This is a genomic window from Streptomyces cacaoi (assembly GCF_006539165.1).
Taxonomy (GTDB): Bacteria; Actinomycetota; Actinomycetes; order Streptomycetales; family Streptomycetaceae; genus Streptomyces; species Streptomyces cacaoi.
Map to the genome: position 1 here is coordinate 264,588 of NZ_BJMM01000006.1, position 18,017 is coordinate 282,604.

Sequence of the window (18,017 nt, forward strand, 5' to 3'; positions counted from 1 at the left end):
AGGTGAGGATCACGGTTCGTACGCCGCTGGGCCCCCGCAGGCCGGACCGGCGAACGGCAGACGTGGAGCTGGCCGAGCGTCTCGCCCGGCGGCGCCGGCGCTTCGACGCCGCCCCCACAGAGGCCGGGTTCGGCTTCCCCGTCCTGGCCGCCCTCGTACCGGTGGCCACGAGCAGGGGAGGCGAGGTCGCCTATCCCGGCGACCCCATGTCCCTGTACGCGGCGCTCACTCTCACCATCCAGCGTTCCGTCGAGCGGCTGCACGCGGGCTTACCCGCCGAACCCTCGCTCGACGACGTCTACCCCTGCTGGGGCGACTACCCCGACGACGACTACCGGCGCGCGGCCGACGGGCCCCGCCCCGGCCTGATCGCCGACAACCCCACCACCGACGGCCACGTCTTCGACCCCCGCATCTGGGACGACCTCGCCAAGGAACAGTTCGTCGCCGAGCTGCGCGCCCTCCAGCCCAAGGCCGTACTGCTCAGCTCGGTCTCCGCCGGACACCGGTACGCGCTGGAGATGGCCGAACTGGCCAAGACGCACTCCCCGGACTGCGTCGTCGTCATCGGCGGCCGGCACGCGGACGAGACCGTACGGTACGCACCCGGCGACCACAGCCTCGACCTGTCCTGGAGCAGCACCGTCGAAGTCATCAGGGACGGCCGCTCTCCCCGCGTCGTCGACTTCGTCGTCGCGGGCGACGGCGCCCCCGGGCTCGACCTGCTGATGCAGGCACTCGCCCTCGTACAGGAACCGGGCTTCGGCCCCAACCGGGTCGCGGACGTCGCCGAGGCGCTGGAGCTGGTGGCCGCGACGAAAGAGGACCTCACGGGCTCCTTCACCGTCGTGAGCCTCGCCGAGGACGAGATCCTGGTCCACCCGGTCCGCGGGCGCCGGCTCTCCTCCGCCGAACTCCCCTCGCCCTACAGGCCGTTCGCCATACGTGCCCGGTTCGGCATCTTCACCGCAGCGGGCAGCTCCGCACTGGGCAGCCGCACCGCCCATATGCTCACGCTCGACGCCTGTCCGTTCAAATGCACCTTCTGCTCCGAGAGCATCCAGATCTCGCAGCGGCCCACCCGCTTCGCGGTCACCGAGACCGAACACGCCGCGGACCGGCTCATGCAGATGATCGACTGGGGCGCGGAAGCGGCCTTCTTCGACGACCCCGTCTTCTGGGGCGGCAACTGGAAGGCCATCTCCGCCTTCTGCACCGACTTCCAGGCCCGCAGGGCCCAACGCCCCGGCGACGCCCCCTTCGAGTGGGGCGCCCAGCTCACCGTCGACGTGGTCCTCAACCGCGCCAAGGCGGACGAGGTCGCCGCCGGGCTCGACCTGATGCGCGAGGCCGGATGCAGCTACATCTACATCGGCATCGAGAGCATGGCGCAGCGCGTCATGGCACACGTCGGCAAGAACCTCACGCGCCGCAACCCCGAGGCGTGGGTGAGCAAGGTGCGCGAAGCACTGGGCACCATCAAGAGCCACGGGATCCGGGTGGGCTCCTCGGTGCTGTTCGGACTCGACGGCGAGAACCGGGAGACCATCGAGGAGACGATCGAGGAGATCGGCCGCCTCATCGACGACGGCCTGCTCATCATGGCCAGCCCCAACATCCTCACCTACCACCCCGGTACGGCCATCACGGCCCAGCACGGCCAGAACCGGCTCGACTACCACTCACGCAAGGACAACCGCCCGCCGTTCACGTACTTCGAGGAGGCGTACCCCGAAGTCGTCTCCCGACTGCTGACGGAGGACGACATCTGGTACATCCACCAGGCTGCGGACAAGCGGTGGGGCAACATCCGCAACAGCGACACCGAATCCCTCAGCGAGGCCCTTTCATGACCCTGAGCACACAGCAGAGCACCGGCGTCGACCCGCAACAGGTGCTCGACGTCGACCACGAGAGCTACTGGGGCCCGTACTTCAGCTACTTCCCCGCGCTCGCCCGCTACATCCCGCTGGGCGACTACGCCAGAAGGAACCACCCGCGCGCCTGCGTACTGGGCGCCTCCGACGGCAAGTTCGCACTGCCGCTGCTGCGCGCCGGCTGGGAGGTCGTCGCCGTCGAGACCGACGAACTCTTCCTCGACGGCGGCGGGCTGGACCTCTCCGACGGGCACCACGACATCGTCGGACTGCGCCGCCGACTGGCAGCCGAGGGCCTGGAAGAGCGCTGCACCATCGTCGAACAGGACTACATGACCCTGCCCGCCCAGGGCGACTTCCAGCTCGTGATGGGCAGCGGGCTGTGGTCCATGCCGCCCAACAGGGTGCACAGCCTCCAGAAGCTCGTCGACCACGCCATGGACATGGTCGCCCCCGGCGGGATCTTCTTCGGCGACTACCTCATCGGCCTCAACGACGACGAGATCGCCTGCGGTTACTACCCGGAGACGAACGAGATGGACAAGATCGTCGACCGGCCCGGCTGGCGGATCTTCGAGAACGCCGACTGCGGAATCTACGGCGAGAGCCATCTCGGCTACGAACAGTGGCACTTCCACCGCTACGCCGCCGTCATCAGCTACCGCATGCGCGCACCCCGCGAGCCCGTCCCCGAGAAGTGACCGACCCTTTCGCCGCCCCCGGCAGCCACGACCGCCCCGGACCCACCGGGGCGGCCGTCCGGCCGCCGGGGCGGCGCCGTTCCCGTCCACCCCACACCCGGAAGCGAGGAGTCCGTGCCCGGCCTGAAAGAAGCCCTGGAGACGGCGGACCGCGTGTGGATCGTCGGCGCCCCGGGGTGCGGCAAGTCCACACTGGCCGCCGCGCTGTGCGCACACACCGGTGCCCACTGGGTCCAGCTGGACGCGCTCTTCTGGGGCGGCCCCCAGGGAAGACCGCGGCCCGAGGAGGAGTTCCTCGCCCTGACCGCCGCCGAACTCGACCGTGACCGGTGGGTCGTCGACGGCCAGTACCCCGCCGCGGTGGCGGCCTTCGCCGACCGCGCCGACTGCGTCGTCTGGGTCGACCCGCCCCTCGTCGTGGCCTGGCCCCGGCTGCTGCGGCGCACCCTGCGCCGCTGGATACGCCGCGAAGTCCTGTGGGGAGGCGAGCGCGAGACGCTGTGGACCGTCATCGGCCCGCGCTCGATCCTCTGGTACGCGCTGCGCACCCGGAACGCACAACGCCGCGCCGACCAGAAGCTGTTCGACCGGCTGGCGGGCTCGAAGACCGTGATCATCCACACCCGCAGCAGAGATGTATCGTCGCGGATCGGCAGGGACGGCCGCTGACCGGCCGCGTTCCCCGAGTCCCGAACTCTTTTATTCAGCACAGGAGTTACCCATGCGCATCACCGGATACGGATCACTGGCCGAACTGCCCGCCCACGAGTGGGACGCCCTGACCGTCGGCGCCACCATCTACTCCAGCAGCGGCTTCCTCGGCGTGCGCGAGGAGGAGCTGCCCGAGGGCGCGCAGGCCCACCATCTGCTGGCCTACGACGAGGACGCCTCCGCGCCCGGCGGCGCCGGCGAAGCCGTCGCCGGCCTGGAGGTCTACTCCTTCCTCCGCCCCCCGCACGTCATCTACACCCCCGCGGACCTGCTCGACGGCCTGATCCCGCAGGAACGTCACACCCACCTCGCGGCCAGTCCGCTGGCCATCGGCGCGGGCTGGTCCGAGTTCCGCGGACAGCTGCCCGGCCGCCCCGGAGTCACCGCCGAGCAGCGCAGGTCCGCCGTCGAGGCGCTCACCGCACAGGCCCTGCGCCGGGCCGGGGACGCGGGCGCGAGCGTCCTCGCCTACTACTTCATGCCGCGCGAGGAAGCGGAGGAGGTCGCCAGGGCCCACGCCGGTGACGGCGCCGTCCTGCTGTTCCACAACGTGGAGACCTCACTGCCGATCGGACTGTGGGAGAACTTCGACGAGTACGCCGCATGGCTGCCCTCCGGCCGCCGCCCCCGCGCCCGCCGCGAACTGCGCCGGTTCCGCGAGGCCGGCCGCGTCGTACGCGACTACAAGCTGCCCGACGTGGTCAAGGAAATGGCCCCGATGAACAGCGCGTTGATGCAGAAGCACGGGCACACCGCCTTCGACGAGGAACGCGTCGCCACCGTCTACGACCGCCAGGGCCGCCACCTCGGGGACTCCAGCACGCTGCTGATGGCACAGGAGTCGGACGGCACGAACGTCGGCTTCGCCCTGCGCTACCGCCAACGCGACATGCTCTACGGGCGCGTGGCCGGCTTCGACTACTCGCGCCCCAACATCGCCGACTACTTCAACCTCGTCTTCTACCACTCCATCGCCGAGGGCGAAGGACGCAGCACCCGCGAGATCCACCTCGGCCTGGGCACCTTCGAGGCCAAGATGGTGCGCGGCGCACAGCCCACCCCGCTCTACACGGTCCTGGTGGGCGTGGACCGGCCACTGGACGCCGACGCCAAGGCGGTCAGCGCACGCAACCGCCGGGAGATCACGGCCTTCGCCGAGGAGCACAGCGGGTTCGTGGTCGGCGGTATCGACGCCGCCGCCTGGCAACTGGACTGACGGACGGCCGTACGGGAGGGAAGCGCGGCGCGCGGTCCCGGCGTACGACAGCCGGGCCCCACGGCGCCGCGGACCCACGCCCCCGAGGGGCGGGACCGCGCGGCGCCGCCGGGCACCCGGCCGTCCTCACGGGGCGCGCCCGTCAGTCCGCCGCGACCGGCCACACCTGGGGCAGGAAGTCCGGATCGGTGTAGTCCGGTGTGCCGTCGGCGGTCCGGCGCACCAGCACATCGTGCTTGTACGGCTGCTGGCGCCCGTCGGACAGGTGGTGCGGCTGGTACCGGTTCGTCTCGTCCTGTAGATGCAGCGAGATGGCCCGACGCGGCTCGGCGCTGCGGTTCTTGCCGCTGCCGTGGTAGAGCAGGCAGTGGTGGAAGGTCATGTGGCCCTTCGGGATGTGGACCGGAACCTTCTCCAGATCCGTCACCCCGTTCCGCTGGGCGTCACCGTTCAGCAGGTACTCGCGCGCCACGTCCTCCGGGGCGCCGCTTCCGCGGTCCGCACCGTGCCGCCGGGCCCAGCGGTGGCTGCCGCTGACCATCGTGATCGTCCCGGCCTCCTCGGTGCAGTCGTGGAACGGAATGAAAGCCGTCAGCATGTTTTCCGAGGTGCACGTGGGCCAGAAATACTTGTCGAAATGCCAGGCGACAATGTTCGACCGCTCCTCGGCCACCGGGGGTTTGTAAATCAAAGTGGCCTGGAAAATCCTGATCGCCTCCGCCTGTGCGAGCCGGGCGGCGACGGCGCCGATGATCGGTTTGCGCAATATCTCGGCGATGGTGTCGTCCTGGTAGTGGACATAGTCGTTGTTACGCTGGATCTCACCGTCGCCCGGCTTCCAGTCGGCCCATTTCTCCGGCTCCACGGGCAACTTGCGATCGCGCTGACCTGCGTAGTAGCGCTCACTGGCGGCCGTGAGGGCGTCCGCCTCCGCGTCGGTGAGCAATTTCTCCGACAGATACCAGCCGCGCTCGGAATAGGTGCGCACATCCTCCGCGGAGGGCAGCAGATCGAGCTCTTCCTGGCGCAGTCCTGAATAGCCGTTCATCACGTGCCTCTTCCTGCCGTAAAACCGCGTGTCGGGGCAGCAGTCTCGAATGCACGTTAGTCGATCGGATTCCCTGACGCCAGGGCCCCTTTCCATATTCTTCCGAGCGGCGCGCAGCACGCTGTGAACCGCCGACGCATTCCCGACAGCCGCGCGGGCGAGGCCGTACCGGGGCCGGCCGGAGCACCCCCACGGGCGCGCCGACAACGCGGCGGACCGTGAGCCGCATCGCCCGCGCCCTGCTCTTGACGAGCTGCCGCAGCCGGTCCTGGCCGAGCACGCGCGGACCGACGCGATCCGGACGATGACTGAAGACCGCTCAAGGCGAGGTTCGTGAACCGGTGGCCGCACGGTCCACTCCACCGCGGGTGGTCGACTTCTTGAGCCTCATCGCCCAACACCTCGGACTTCACCGCGTGTTCCTGCTCGTCGCTCACCACGGTCCCGACATGCGACCGGCTGATCGGCCCCACAGACCGGTGCGGGCCTTGTACTGCCCAAGGGATGTCACCCCCCGCTCGAAGGCGCTCACAGGCGCCCGCCCGCAACTTCGCGGTCCAGTGTCCAGCGGTTTCACGGAAGCTGTCGTCGAGGTCTCTCGTGAGGTATCCGGAGGAGGCGCGTCGCAGTGCAGGGGGTGAGGGCAAACTGATGCTGCGTCATGAGGACACCCCGCGAGAATCCCGTCAGGGCGCGCAATCGCCCCTGTGTGCCGCCGTCGCCGCAGAATTCGATGGCCGCCCACGCAAAACGCTCGGCTGGGGAACCCCGGCCGAGCGCCTGCGTGAACTGCTCGCCGCCTGATCGACACGGCCACGTCTCAGCGCCCCCTGAAACCCCGTGGTAGGGGCCTCACGCCCGTGGCGGGACGGCGGACGAGCTCAGAGCTGGGTTTCGCCGCCGTCCACGGCCAGCTCGATGCCGGTGGTGTACGTGGCATCGAAGGCGAGGAATGCGGCTGCCTTGGCGAACTCTTCGACGGTGCCGTAGCGCTTCATGGGGTTGCTCGCGGTCCGCTCCGCCCTGAACTGGTCGGCAGCCTCTTCGGACAGGTTCATCGTTTCCAGAACCCCCGAGTCGATGGGACCCGGACTGATCGCGTTGACGCGTATTCCCCGCGGAAGCAGCTCGCGGGAGAAGGAGCGGGCCATCGAGCGCAGCGCTGCCTTGCCGGCCGCATAGACGCTGGTGTCCACCATGCCGATGACGTTCGCGATCGAGGTGGTGAGGACGACGCCGGCGTTCGCGCTCAGCAGCGGGGCGAGCTTCTGCACAGTGAAGAAGGCGCCCTTGACGTTGATCGCGAACAGCTCGTCGTACATGTCCTCGGTCGTCGACCCGAGGGGCGTGAGGGATGAGACGCCGGCGTTGACGAACAGGGCCTCGATCGAGCCGAGCTCGCTCTTCATCCGGCCGGCGAGCATATCCAGGTCGGGCAGTGAGGCCACATCCGCCCGGACGGGCACGGCATTCTCACCGAGCCGCTCGCGTGCCGCGTCGAGCTTGGCCTGAGAACGGCCGGTGATCACCACGCGGGCTCCGTCTTGCGCCAGCAGCTCCGCCAGCGCGAGCCCCATGCCGCTGCTGCCACCCGTGATCACCACATTCTTGTCGCTGTACTTACCCATGTACCGGGTTTGCTCCGTTCCATCATCAGAAACATGTCGATATATCTGGATGTCGCCGTTCATGGAGCGAATCAGCTGAGGGTTTCGATCCTCATGTCGCCTGTGGTGACCGTGCGGATGTGATCGCTGGCGAGCAGGTCGTGCGGATTGCCGAGGTCGATGGCGCTGACCTCGTCGAGGCGGGCCAGCTGGGCAGGAGTGAGGTCGACCTGCAAGGCACCCAGGTTGTCCTCCAGTTGTGCGCTGGTGCGGGCGCCGATGATGGGCGCCGTCACGCCCGGAGCGTTCAGGGTCCAGGCCAGTGCGACCTGGGCGGGTGTGCAGCCCAGCTCCGAGGCCACCTCCTTCACCGCATCCGCAATGGCAAGGTTGCGGTCGGTGATCCAACCCAGGGCGACGTTGAGGCTCTTGCGGTTGCTGGCGGTCTCGCCGGCGACGGAACCCGTCTGGTTCTGGTCCTCCCGGCTGTACTTGCCGGTGAGCACCCCGCCGCCCAACGGGGAGAAGGGGACCACGCCGAGTCCCATCTCGCGTGCCATCGGGATCAGGTCACGCTCCGCGGTGCGCGCGACCAGGCTGTACTCGGTCTCCAGCGCGATCAGTGGCGACCAGCCGCGCAGGTCGGCGATCGCCTGCATGCGCGACACCTGCCAGGCCGGGGCGCTGGAGATCGCCACGTACAGCACCTTGCCCTGCCGCACCAGGTCGTCCAGGCCCCGCAGGATCTCCTCCACCGGCGTCCTGAAGTCCCATACGTTCACGTAGAGCAGGTCGATGTAGTCGGTGTTCAACTGCCGCAGACTGGCTTCCACCGACGCCAGCATGCTCTTGCGGTGGGTACCCCCGGAATTCGGGTCACCGGGCCGGCGCAGCGTCGAGTACTTCGTCGCCAGCACCATCTTGTCGCGGTCGGCGCGGGCGAATTCGCCGAGCAGTCGCTCGGAGCTGCCGTTGGTGTAGGTGCTGGCGGTGTCGAAGAAGTTGCCGCCGAGCTCGGTGTAGCGGTCGAAGAGCTTGCGCGCCTCGTCGCGGTCGGCGCCCCAGCCCCACTCGGTGCCGAAGGTCGCCGTGCCCAGCGCCAGCGGTGAGACCCGGAGTCCGGAACGGCCCAGCAGCCGATAGGTGTCGAGGGTGAGCGTCATCGTGTTCTCCTGTGAGGTGCGGTTCGTGGTGTTCGGGAGTTTTCGTGGCGTTCGAGAGGCCGGATCGGTGGTCGGCTCGCCCGGGTTGCAGGCGCCGAGCCCGTAGCCGCCGCCCGCGGTGATGCCCTGGCCGGTGACGCAGCCGGCGGCGTCCGCGGCGAGGTGGGGCGACTGCTTCCGCGATCTCCTGGCTGGATCCGACGCGCTCGAGGAGGGTCTTCGAGCGCATGGCGTCCCGGCCGCTCTCCGGGACCCGCCGCTTGCTGAGCAGCGGGGTGGCGGTGGGCCCGGGGTCACGGCGTGACGCGGACCCCGCGCGGGGCAGGTTCGAGCGCGAGCGAGGGCAGCACTGCCGGCGGCGCACCGCGTGCCGCCGCCCCCACCGTGGCGCCGGGGCTGCTGCGACGGGAGCCGAGGCCGGCGGTCGGCACGACCGGGCCGCCGTCGTTCATGAGGTGTTCTGTCCGGCGACCGTGGCCTGGTGGTCGCGGGCGTGCGGCGGCTCGGCCGTCGCTCCGCTGACCTCGGTCTTTCCCCTGGTGATGAGAGCTGTAGACATGGCAAACCTTTCGTCGCTGAAGCGAGGGGTGCGACCCACCCGTAATCGGGGACCTCCCCGGTTGCCTCACCGTACACTGAACCGGGGAGATCCCCGAATCGTTCCCGAGCCCCATCCGCCACTCACGATCGCGAAGGTCATGACGCCTCCACGCAGCACCCTGCGCGCCGACGCGCAGCGCAACCGCGAACAGTTGATCGCCACAGCCGCCGAAGCCTTCGCGTCCGGACGCGCGATCTCGCTGGACGCGATCGCCAAACGCGCGGGAGTGGGGAACGCCACCCTGTACCGGCACTTCCCCACCCGAGAGGACCTGGTCGAAGAGGTCTACCGGGACCAGATCCGGCCCTTGCGCGAAGATGCCCGCACCTTGCTGGCTACCGAGCCACCCGCGCAGGCCCTCCACGCATGGATGCTCCGGTTCGCCGACTGGGCCGGTGAACGACGCGGCATCTGCGAGGCCCTGGTCGCCATGAGCGCTTCCGGCCGCTTCGGCACCGGACCGGTCTGCGACGAGGTCCAGCAGGTCCTGACGACGCTGCTCGAGGCCGGCGCCACAGCAGGTGAACTGCGCAGCGACATCGACCCGGTCGAGGTGGGCGGCATCCTCGCCGGTTTGTTCTCCGTGGCCGGCGCCCCCGAGCAGCGCCCCCAGCTGACCCGCATGCTGGACATCGTCGTCGACGGACTCAGGCCCCGCTGAGCGATACGCCTGCGCCTCGGCGAGGCGCCGGCCCATGCCGGAAGGCGTGGCTGCGCCATCGGCGGTCGTGCGCCCCGGACCTTGGTGAGGGTCGTCGGATGGTTGCCCACGTTCGGCTCGTCCTCCGCCTCGCGACAGCGCCCGAACGGCTCGTCAGGTGCTCCTGCCGTCGCCCCTCAAGGGGGCTCACCGAGGTGGACCCAGAAGCCGCCAGTGGTTGACTCGGAGGCGTGAGCGCTTCCGGCGGGTGCTGGTCGACGTGCACGAACCGGGCCCGGGTCCGGGCCTCGTAGCCGGGGTCGACCACCGGGGCCGGGTTGACGTTGCACGCCTCGGACACCAGCAGCACGACCACCGAAGTGGGCAGAGCCTTCATCCGGGTCGTGCCGTCCGTGGCCCTGCACGAGGTGTCGGTGCATCAGGTGCTCAGCGCTCCGGCTAGGGCAGTGGCAGCCGCAGGACGCATCGACCCACGTGGGATGCCGCTGGAACGTGTCGCTCGGCTCGGACTGAACGTCGCCCGGGACCGCTGCACTGGGGCCGCCGCCCCCGGGAAGGCCTGCGCGCGTTGTGCTCGATGGAGCGCGCGGCACCCCAGGAGGTGCGGCGTCCAGGGACACGCGCTCTGACCGCCGAGGCTGCTGTCCGGCTCCGAACGGGCCCCGGTCCTGCGGGCGTTCGCCACGCGCACCGACGCTGTTCCGTACCGACCTGGCGCAGTTTCCCGCACGGACGCCTGCGGCACCTCCGGCGCGGCCTCGGCCATCGGCCCCGAGTGCGCCGTCTCGACTTCGTTCTGGGCCGCCCAGACGGCCTCACCGCCGGCCTCGGCCGCCGACAGCCCCAGAGCCCGGCCGTCGAGGCGCGCGTCGGCTACCTCAAGACGCGGAAGCGGTGAGCAGCTGCTCGCTCAGCTCCCACAGTCTGCGTGCGGAGTGCGGATCGATGGAGTGCGAGGCGATCTCGGACGGGATGCTGTCCGCGGTGAGGGGGCGGGGCTCGTCGTCGAGGCGCGAGATGTCGTTGTCCTTGAGGTAGACGCCGCCGATTCCGGCCAGCAGAGGGCTGGCCGCCGCGAACACCAGGGTGCCGGCGCCCTGTTGCGGCGTCTTCTTGCCCACCTCGGGGTCGATGACGGGCTGCCCGGACGCGTCGACGAGCCCCATCTCCCGCAGACTCCCTTCGTCCACCGCGTTGTTCAGACCCGTGCCGACCACCACGCCCGGGTGGACGGCGTAACCACGGATCCCGTCCTCGGCCCAGCGGCGGTCCAGCTCGACGGCGAAGAGAACGTTGGCGACCTTGGACTGCGCGTAGGCGGCGAGGGGGTCGTAACCGTTCTCGAAGTGCGGGTCGTCCCACCGGATGCCGCCGAGTCGCTGGGCACCGGAGGACACGTTGACCACGCGGGCGCCGTGGGCTGCGCGGAGCGCGGGCAGCAGACCGAGCGTCAGCTGGAAGTGCCCCAAATGGCTGGTGGCGAACTGCACTTCGTAGCCGCGGGCATCGCGTTCGAGGCTGCCGGGGGTCGGCCGGACGGCGGAGTTGATCAGGACGTGGAGCGGGCGCCGGGAGGCGAGCCGGCGGTCGGCGAAGGCGTCGATGGAGGCCGGATCGAGCAGGTCGAGCCGGTCCACGTCGACACCGTCGAACCCGGCCAGCGCCTGGCGGGCGCGTTCCGGACGGCGCGCGCCCACGGTGACGGAGGCGCCGGCCTTGACCAGCGCGCGCGTGGCCTCGCGGCCGATACCGGAGTGGCCCGCCGTGATGATGACGTTCGTACCGGTCAGATCGGTACCGGCGAGGACGTCGTCGGCCGTCGACGCGGCGGAGAAACCTGACCCGATGGGGTGCTGCTTGTGCGGCATGAGGGCTTTCCTCTCGTGATGGGGCACACGCGTCTTCCTGGGCGCGGGGAGCGCGACGGAAGGCCGGGCGAGCGGGGGCACGCGCGCACACCGCGGAGCTGCGGGTGTCCGGCCGGAGCCGCCCCCGCACCGCAATCGGAACGCTGTTCCGATTAATATACGGAGCACCGTTCCGGTCGGCAAGAGGGTCCGTTCCGCCGAGGCGCCGTTGAGGGCCTGAGCGCCCCGAGCGCTTCACCGTGGGCGGTCACACCTCCGGGGTCGACGGCGAAGACGGCGGGCTCGTCGCCTCCGGACCGACCGGCCGTCGGCACCGACCTCCGCTCGGCTGGCTGCTCATCCAGGCAGTGCACCGGAAGCGGCTCGCACGCTCATCGACACCGGTCCATGGGGCAGCGAAGGGCAGGTTCCGGCGCGGGGCGTGGGGTCGTCGGTGGAGACATGCCGGGGCCCCGCGGTCCCTCGCGGACCACGGGGCCCCGGCTGCTCCCGTGCCGCTCAGCGGCACCGCGCCGACATCGGCCGACTGCTGACGGTCAGCGGTTGTCGTGGAGTTCCTGGTGCATCTGGGGCTGATCGTCCTTGTCGTGCGTGAGGGCGTACTCCTGCACGCTGTTGAACGCCTTCGACGCCTGGCCCAGGATCGCGTCGTACGGATTGGTGCCGGTGGCCTCCTTGGCGGCTTCGCCGAAGAGGCCGCCGAAGGTGTTGCCGGCGAGGCCGTGTCCCGCCGACGCGAGCGCGGCACCCGTGTCGAGCGCGGCGTTGCTCGGGATGCCGGCCATGTCGGCGTACTTGTCACCGAGCGCGCGACGGACCATCGCGACGAACGGGGCGTAGGCCGGCGGAGGCACCATCTCCCGCTCGTAGAACTTCAGGGCCTGCTCGGTCATGAACTTGCCGTCGTCGGTCTCCTTCCACTCCTTCTCCCGCTCGATCCGCCACATCCGGTCGACGAGGTCCACATCCTTGGGCATCAGCCACCTCTCCGGCGTGCCGAGGTAGTGGTTGACGTAGTGCCAGGCGCACATGAAGCCTTGGCGGTCCTCGTCGGAGACGTGTACGCCGAGGTTCTTCATCGCCTCCAGGACCTGGACGCTGAAGACGCCGATGGCGCCGGCGGTGTACTTCTGCGAGACCGGCTCGCCCCACTTCTCGTAGTCCCACTCGCCGCTCTTCTTGTGCAACTGGCGGACAGAGGAGTGGACCAGACGCACCTTGGTCACCGTCGCGGCCAGGCTGCCGTCGCGCAGGGCGCCGCGGTCGCCCATGCCGATGAACAGGCGGGAGGACTGGGACAGTCGCCGGCCCGGCCCCTCCACTCCGCCGAGGCGGCCGGTGGAGCGCAGGGTGAAGGCGCCGGTGGGGGACAGGTATGTGCCGATGAGGCCGACCGTGCCCTGGAGCATGGACGCCACGCCGTGGTGGTTGTCGAAGAACCCCTCCGCCGCCTTGACGTCCGCCTCGCTCCAGCCGGGCGGCTCGGCGGCAGCCTCCTGGAGGAACTCCGCGAGCCTGGTGGGAAGTTGCGACAGGTCCTGACCGTGCTTCAGGGTTCCGATCGTGCGGAAGAGGCCGTTGACCCCGTCCACCTCCCTGTTGTCGATCAGATCGGACACCAGCGCGTCGGCGGGCGGGTCGCCGACCTGGTTCGCGGCCTCCATCTCGGCTTCGACGTTCTGCTCTGTCAGTGCCATGGATGTGTCTCCGTTCTTCGGCGCCGGAAGGGTGGCCAAGGGCACCCGCCATCGCGGCCGCAGTGGACGGGCGGCAGGCGAGGGTGTCCAAGATCACCGACTGCGATCCGTGTCCCACGGTAACGGGCCCCATGCGCCCGGTCGGGGGCGTACGGGAGCACGCGGCATGCGGTGCAGTGCAACAAGGTCACCTGCCGAAACCGGGACGAGAGGGCGGCAATGCCCACCATTCGTCGTCGCGACACGCTGCATGGTGCTGAGGCGAGAGCCGTGTCAGAGGAAACCGTGAACCGCACGCCGTTGAGCGGTCGTTGGCGTCAACATGCGGCACCGTCCTCGTCGGTTCGGCTGGTGCAGGCTGTCCGGAGGCCGGGTGCAACAGGCCCGGGGAATACCGTCGCGAGCCCGGGACCCGCCGACGAACCGAGCCTCCGGAAGGAACGGCCCCATGGCAGAGGAACAGACGATCACGGTCTTCACCAGCCTGGAGATCCCCACCCAGCTCGTGGACAGCATGATCACGATGCAGCAGGGCAGGGACGAGATGGAGCCGCAGCACCGCGACGCCATCCATCTCACGCTGGCCTTCCTCGGCCGGCTCGACGCGGAGAAACTGGCCGACGCCGCCGCGTTCCTCAGCGGAAAGACGTGGACCGCGCCGCTCATCCGCTTCACCGGCCAGGTGCGGCACGGCAGTTGGGCCCTGAAGAGCGACCCCGACTACCACTACGACGAGGCCACCATCCAAAAGGGCGAGCAGATCCGGCTGGGCATCGAACCCGTGCCCGAACTCCTCGGCATCTACTCCGACCTGACCCGGAACCTGGGCGGCGCGGAGGACGACTACTGGCCCCACGTCACGCTCGGCGTCGCACGCCGCAACGTGCCTGCCGCCTCGATGAACACCCTGGACATCCCGAGGCAGGGAGGCCCGGCCCGGAGCCTGGACCTACGGCAGGAAAGCGAGGAAGCACACCACCGGGTCCTTGTGACGAGGGACTTCTCCTAGAGCCTGTCCGATGGGCTGCGTGCCGCAGACCGAGGTCGACGCGCTCGCGTTCCAGCTCCAGTTCCAGACGGTGCCGGTGAAGTACGCAGTGTGCGGGGCAGTGTGCGGTCGGGGGCTCGGGCTAGGAGGGTGAACTCGGGCTACGAGGCTGCAACCTTCTTGGGCCGAGGCGTGGCCGGGTCGCTTCCGGGCCTACCGCGCAGCGGAACTTCCTCGATGAAGGCCGCGGCCGGCAAGGCGGTCAGCGCGATGCAGGCGCCTGTCAGGAAGATCAAGTGGGTGGCGTGAGCGACGTCGTGGACGTACGCCTGGTGGGCGGCTGCGGTCAGGTGTTCGGTGGCGTGGCCGGAGTGGGAGGCTGCGCCGGGGGATTGGGCAGTCCCACCGGAGACGGCGCCGGTGAACAGGGAGGCGAAGACGGCGATGCCGAGGGAGCCGCCAAGGTTGCGGAAGAGGTTCGTGGCGGCCGAGGCGGAGCCGATGTCCCGCAGTGCGACGGCGTTCTGAGCCATGGTGTTGGCCATCTGCATGGTCAGACCGGTGCCGGCTCCGACGATCGCCATGGAGGCCGAGGTCGCGATCCGGGAGGTGTCGGTGCCCATGGTCGACAGCAGCCCCATGCCGACGGTGAGGCAGACTCCGCCGATGACCGGGAAGGTCTTGTAGCGGCCGGTGGCCGTCATGACCTTGCCCGCGATGTTGGATGTGATCAGGGTGGCGATCATCATCGGCAGCAGGAGCAGGCCCGGAGTGGGACGCGGAGGCGCCCTGGACGACCTGCTGGTACAGCGGCAGATAGAGGGTGGCGCCGAACGAGGCGATACCGGTGACGGTCAACAGGACCGCCGAGAGCGGGAAGTTGCGGTGGCCGCTGTAGATGCGCAGCGGCATCAGCGGCTCCCTCGCGCGGCGCTCGGCGGCGATGAAGGCGGCCAGCAGCGCGAGGGCCAGGACGGCCAGGCCGATGATCTGCCACGAGCCCCAGGGGTAGGTGCTGCCCGCCCAGGTGGCGGCCATGACGCAGGCGGAGATCGCACCGGTGAGAAAGGCGATGCCCCACCAGTCCAAGCTCGCCTTCCCCTGACGACGAGCGGCGGGCACGCGCAGCATGATCCAGCACCAGGCGATGCAGATCACGCCGAGGGGCACGTTGATGTAGAAGGCCCAGCGCCAGCCCAGGTGACCGGTGACGAAGCCGCCGACCAGGGGCCCGCCCAGCTGCCCGAGAGCCATGACGCCGGCGACCATGCCCTGGTACCTGCCGCGCTCCCGCGGTGGCAACAGGACACCGATCAGAGCGAACGCTCCGGCACCGATGCCACCCGCGCCCAGGCCCTGGAGCACGCGGGAGACGATCAGCGTGTCCATCGAGGGAGCCATGCCGCAGAGCACCGAGGCCGCGAGGAAGAGCACGACCGAGGCGAGGAACATCGTCTTGCGGTGGAACAGGTCGCCGAGCTTGCCCCATACCGGGGTGGAGCAGGCGGTGGCCAGGGTGTAGCCGGTGACCACCCACGACATGTGGTCCAGCCCGCCGAGGTCCGCGACGACGGCCGGCATCGCGGTACCGACGATGAAGCTGTCGAGCATCGACAGCAGCAGGGCCAGCATGAGGCCGAGCAGGACCCACCGGATGTTCTTGGGCAGTTCGACGGCGTCGGCCGGTGCCGTGGGACCGGTCGGGCGGGAGGGGGATGTCACGGTGGAGCACCCCTTTCTCAGGGCCTTGATAAGGCGGAAGCCACCCCCTGAACGCACGCGTTCGGAACGAACAGTTCGCCACCCGGTCACCGATCACCCCGCATTCGTCAGGGGTCACCTGCGCAACGAACGCCGTGAGTGCCGGGAGTGCTGCGACGGGGGAGTGCGGTACCGGGGCTCCCGCGGGGAGGGGTCTGTGCCCTGCCGGCTGTGGTGCCGTCGCGGTGTCCGCGTCGTGGTCGACGGTGGTGGTGTCGCGGCGCCGCCGACTCCTGGCGGCACCGCGACGGCAGTCCGCACCGAGTCGGCTACCGGGCCTCGCGCGCGAAGAAGCGGAGTGTGTTCCCGGAGGGGTCCTGCACCGTCAGGCTGTCGCCCTCGCGCTGGTGCGGGTGGTCGGCCTCGGCGAGGTGGGCGGCCAGTGCCTCGATCGCCTCCGCGGTGCCCAGCCGGACGCCGACGCCGAGGAGCCGGGCGGTCTCGGGCCCCGCGGGTGTGCCTCCTTGCGGGCTGAACCGGTTGGTGACGACGAGCAGGCTGCGGTAGTCGGCCACGCCGAAGCCGAGGAACTTCTCTCCCAGCCGGGCGTAGATCTCCAGGCCGAGCACGTCGCGGTAGAACCGCTTGGTGTGCGTCAGGGCGGTGTCGGTCACCTTGAGTTGGACGTGGCCCAGCTTTGTCGCCGACGGGAGCCCCGCAGGCGTGCTCGCTCCGGGCTCGTCGAGAAGGTCCTGTAGCTCGATGGGTGTTGCGACGACGACCGGTAGTCCCTCATCGGTCCACTGCCAGTCGTCCCGGGGGCAGACCCACGTCGCCTCGATCGTGTGGCCGTCGGGATCGGTCGCATAGCAGGACTGCGACACGACGTGGTCGTGGAGATCGACGTCGAGGCCCGCGTCCAGGTGCCGTCGGGTGAAGCGGGCCACGTCCGCGCGGGTGGGCACCTGCGGGGCGAGGTGGCTGAGCCCCGGGCTCGACGGCGGCGGCGCAACGGCCCCCGGCACCTCCCGCAGATCGACCAACACCGTGGATTCCACGCCCAGTTGGGCGCGCTGTGCTTCGCGGTGCAGGAGCTGGAAGCCGGCGATGTGCGTGTAGTAGTGCAGGCTGCGCTCCAGATCGGCCACCGTCAGCTCGACGGCGCCGAGGGTGAGTGTCCGGTCCATCCGATAGCCGGTCATGTTCGGCCTTTCCGCTGGGTGCGGCCCGCTGTGCATGAACCTGGTGAGCGGGCCGCGGGTGGGTGCGGCGCCCTGAAACGTGGGCAGGGTGCCGCGTCGTGGACAGTGGTCCCGGTCTCGGCGCGCGCACGACGAGGTCAGTCGCCCATGGGAGGGCGTTGCTGCGCGGCGTCTACGAGACCGGCCGGCCTCGTGCGAACGGTGCGGTGAGCCGGGGCCGGGCGCATGGGGGGAGTCCCCGGAAGAGGTCAGGGAGGGGCTCAGGACGTGCCGGCGCGCGTGGCGGCGAGGGCGTTGCTCCAGGACAGGAGCTGGTCGAGCATCGCCGCCAGCGCGGGGCCCTGGTGATCTCCCGGCGTGAAGGAGGCGCCGAAGTCGGCGAAGTCGGTGCGCAGGTTCAAGGTGACCTGCGCGGAGACGTCGGCGAGCTGCAAGGCGCTGAGCACGGGGCGCAGGGCCTCAGCGGCGCGCACGCCGCCGCCCGCACCGTAGGAGACCAGGCCGGCGGCCTTGTTGTGCCACTCGGCGTGGACACGGTCGAGGGCGTTCTTCAGGACGCCGGGGAAGGAGTGGTTGTACTCGGGGGTGACGATCACGTAGCCGTCGTAGGCGGCGATGGTCGCGGCCCATTGCCGGGTGTGGGCGTGGGTGTAGCGGCCCATGGCGGGCGGGAACGGTTCGTCGATCTGCGGGAGGTCGACCTCGGCCAGGTCGATCAGTTCGTAGTCGGCGTCGCCGCGCTGCTGCGCCTGCTCAAGGACCCACTGTGCGACGCGTGCGCCGGCCCGAGCGGTGCGGGTGCTGCCGAGGATGATGGCGATTTTGGGCATCGTGTCTCCGGTTGGCGAACGTCAGGGTGGTGCCGGGCCGTCCGCGGGCTGCGCCTGCCCCGAGCTTCGCCGGGGTGCCGCGCGCGGTGGCTTCGGCGTAGCCGCGCGCCTCACCCGAAAGGCATGCCGGTACCGGCGCAGGGGAT

At 70.0% G+C, this 18,017-nt stretch carries 13 protein-coding genes and 1 pseudogene; 6 read left to right on the plus strand and 8 right to left on the minus strand.

The features are described 5' to 3' along the window. Positions 1-2 precede the first annotated feature (2 nt). The 4 genes from SCA03_RS08740 to SCA03_RS08755 all read left to right on the plus strand — a co-directional run bounded on the left by SCA03_RS08740 (position 3) and on the right by SCA03_RS08755 (position 4,505). On the plus strand, positions 3-1,853 hold the full coding sequence (locus SCA03_RS08740) for a B12-binding domain-containing radical SAM protein (protein ID WP_141275288.1): 1,851 nt from the start codon (positions 3-5) through the stop codon (positions 1,851-1,853). Beyond that, positions 1,850-2,578 carry an SAM-dependent methyltransferase gene (locus SCA03_RS08745; RefSeq protein WP_030873847.1) on the plus strand — a complete coding sequence of 243 codons (729 nt, stop codon included), beginning with the start codon at positions 1,850-1,852 and terminating at the stop codon, positions 2,576-2,578. Before SCA03_RS08740 ends, SCA03_RS08745 begins: the two co-directional genes overlap by 4 nt. Positions 2,579-2,692: 114 nt before the next feature. After that, entirely contained in the window at positions 2,693-3,247 is a 555-nt protein-coding gene (locus tag SCA03_RS08750; RefSeq protein WP_086814704.1) for an AAA family ATPase, read from the plus strand. Between the two features lie 52 nt (positions 3,248-3,299). Beyond that, positions 3,300-4,505, plus strand: a complete 1,206-nt coding sequence (locus tag SCA03_RS08755; protein WP_107428948.1) for a GNAT family N-acetyltransferase — start codon at positions 3,300-3,302, stop codon at positions 4,503-4,505. Positions 4,506-4,647: 142 nt separating this feature from the next. Here the strand turns inward: SCA03_RS08755 and SCA03_RS08760 are convergent, their stop codons facing one another. The 3 genes from SCA03_RS08760 to SCA03_RS08770 form a co-directional block, all read right to left on the minus strand. Then, positions 4,648-5,553 (minus strand): phytanoyl-CoA dioxygenase family protein, encoded by a 906-nt coding sequence (locus tag SCA03_RS08760; RefSeq protein ID WP_030883650.1) that lies wholly within the window; start codon positions 5,551-5,553, stop codon positions 4,648-4,650. Between the two features lie 881 nt (positions 5,554-6,434). Continuing rightward, the gene (locus SCA03_RS08765) at positions 6,435-7,181 is read right to left on the minus strand and encodes an SDR family oxidoreductase (protein ID WP_030883647.1); all 747 of its coding nucleotides are present in this window, start codon (positions 7,179-7,181) and stop codon (positions 6,435-6,437) included. A gap of 71 nt (positions 7,182-7,252) precedes the next feature. Next, a complete protein-coding gene (locus SCA03_RS08770; protein ID WP_086814702.1) occupies positions 7,253-8,323 on the minus strand; it encodes an aldo/keto reductase in 1,071 nt (356 codons plus the stop codon). Positions 8,324-9,021: 698 nt separating this feature from the next. Between SCA03_RS08770 and SCA03_RS08780 the strand changes: the two genes are divergently transcribed. Next, positions 9,022-9,585: a TetR/AcrR family transcriptional regulator gene (locus SCA03_RS08780; RefSeq protein WP_030873836.1), complete on the plus strand. Its 564-nt coding sequence runs from the start codon at positions 9,022-9,024 to the stop codon at positions 9,583-9,585. Between the two features lie 878 nt (positions 9,586-10,463). On the opposite strand, the gene SCA03_RS08785 is transcribed toward SCA03_RS08780, so the two are convergent. Then, positions 10,464-11,453, minus strand: coding sequence for an SDR family NAD(P)-dependent oxidoreductase (locus tag SCA03_RS08785; protein ID WP_086814701.1), 990 nt, complete (start codon positions 11,451-11,453; stop codon positions 10,464-10,466). A gap of 536 nt (positions 11,454-11,989) precedes the next feature. Next, entirely contained in the window at positions 11,990-13,150 is a 1,161-nt protein-coding gene (locus SCA03_RS08790; protein WP_230988551.1) for an oxygenase MpaB family protein, read from the minus strand. Positions 13,151-13,598: 448 nt separating this feature from the next. Between SCA03_RS08790 and SCA03_RS08795 the strand changes: the two genes are divergently transcribed. Further along, on the plus strand, positions 13,599-14,159 hold the full coding sequence (locus tag SCA03_RS08795) for a 2'-5' RNA ligase family protein (protein ID WP_086814700.1): 561 nt from the start codon (positions 13,599-13,601) through the stop codon (positions 14,157-14,159). Between the two features lie 140 nt (positions 14,160-14,299). On the opposite strand, the pseudogene SCA03_RS08800 reads toward SCA03_RS08795, so the two are convergent. The 3 genes and pseudogenes from SCA03_RS08800 to SCA03_RS08810 all read right to left on the minus strand — a co-directional run bounded on the left by SCA03_RS08800 (position 14,300) and on the right by SCA03_RS08810 (position 17,871). Continuing rightward, positions 14,300-15,770, minus strand: a pseudogene (locus SCA03_RS08800) (MDR family MFS transporter). Positions 15,771-16,168: 398 nt separating this feature from the next. Further along, positions 16,169-17,041, minus strand: coding sequence for a VOC family protein (locus SCA03_RS08805; protein ID WP_158102255.1), 873 nt, complete (start codon positions 17,039-17,041; stop codon positions 16,169-16,171). A 260-nt stretch (positions 17,042-17,301) separates the two neighbouring features. Then, positions 17,302-17,871, minus strand: coding sequence for an NADPH-dependent FMN reductase (locus SCA03_RS08810; protein WP_030873819.1), 570 nt, complete (start codon positions 17,869-17,871; stop codon positions 17,302-17,304). Positions 17,872-18,017 lie beyond the last annotated feature (146 nt).

Bases quoted from the DNA above. Each gene is read 5' to 3' on its own strand.
- SCA03_RS08745 (WP_030873847.1), top strand. From the start codon at position 1,850: ATGACCCTGAGCACACAGCAGAGCACCGGCGTCGACCCGCAACAGGTG.
- SCA03_RS08755 (WP_107428948.1), top strand. From the start codon at position 3,300: ATGCGCATCACCGGATACGGATCACTGGCCGAACTGCCCGCCCACGAG.
- SCA03_RS08760 (WP_030883650.1), bottom strand. From the start codon at position 5,553: ATGAACGGCTATTCAGGACTGCGCCAGGAAGAGCTCGATCTGCTGCCC.
- SCA03_RS08765 (WP_030883647.1), bottom strand. From the start codon at position 7,181: ATGGGTAAGTACAGCGACAAGAATGTGGTGATCACGGGTGGCAGCAGC.
- SCA03_RS08770 (WP_086814702.1), bottom strand. From the start codon at position 8,323: ATGACGCTCACCCTCGACACCTATCGGCTGCTGGGCCGTTCCGGACTC.
- SCA03_RS08780 (WP_030873836.1), top strand. From the start codon at position 9,022: ATGACGCCTCCACGCAGCACCCTGCGCGCCGACGCGCAGCGCAACCGC.
- SCA03_RS08785 (WP_086814701.1), bottom strand. From the start codon at position 11,453: ATGCCGCACAAGCAGCACCCCATCGGGTCAGGTTTCTCCGCCGCGTCG.
- SCA03_RS08790 (WP_230988551.1), bottom strand. From the start codon at position 13,150: ATGGCACTGACAGAGCAGAACGTCGAAGCCGAGATGGAGGCCGCGAAC.
- SCA03_RS08795 (WP_086814700.1), top strand. From the start codon at position 13,599: ATGGCAGAGGAACAGACGATCACGGTCTTCACCAGCCTGGAGATCCCC.
- SCA03_RS08805 (WP_158102255.1), bottom strand. From the start codon at position 17,041: ATGACCGGCTATCGGATGGACCGGACACTCACCCTCGGCGCCGTCGAG.
- SCA03_RS08810 (WP_030873819.1), bottom strand. From the start codon at position 17,871: ATGCCCAAAATCGCCATCATCCTCGGCAGCACCCGCACCGCTCGGGCC.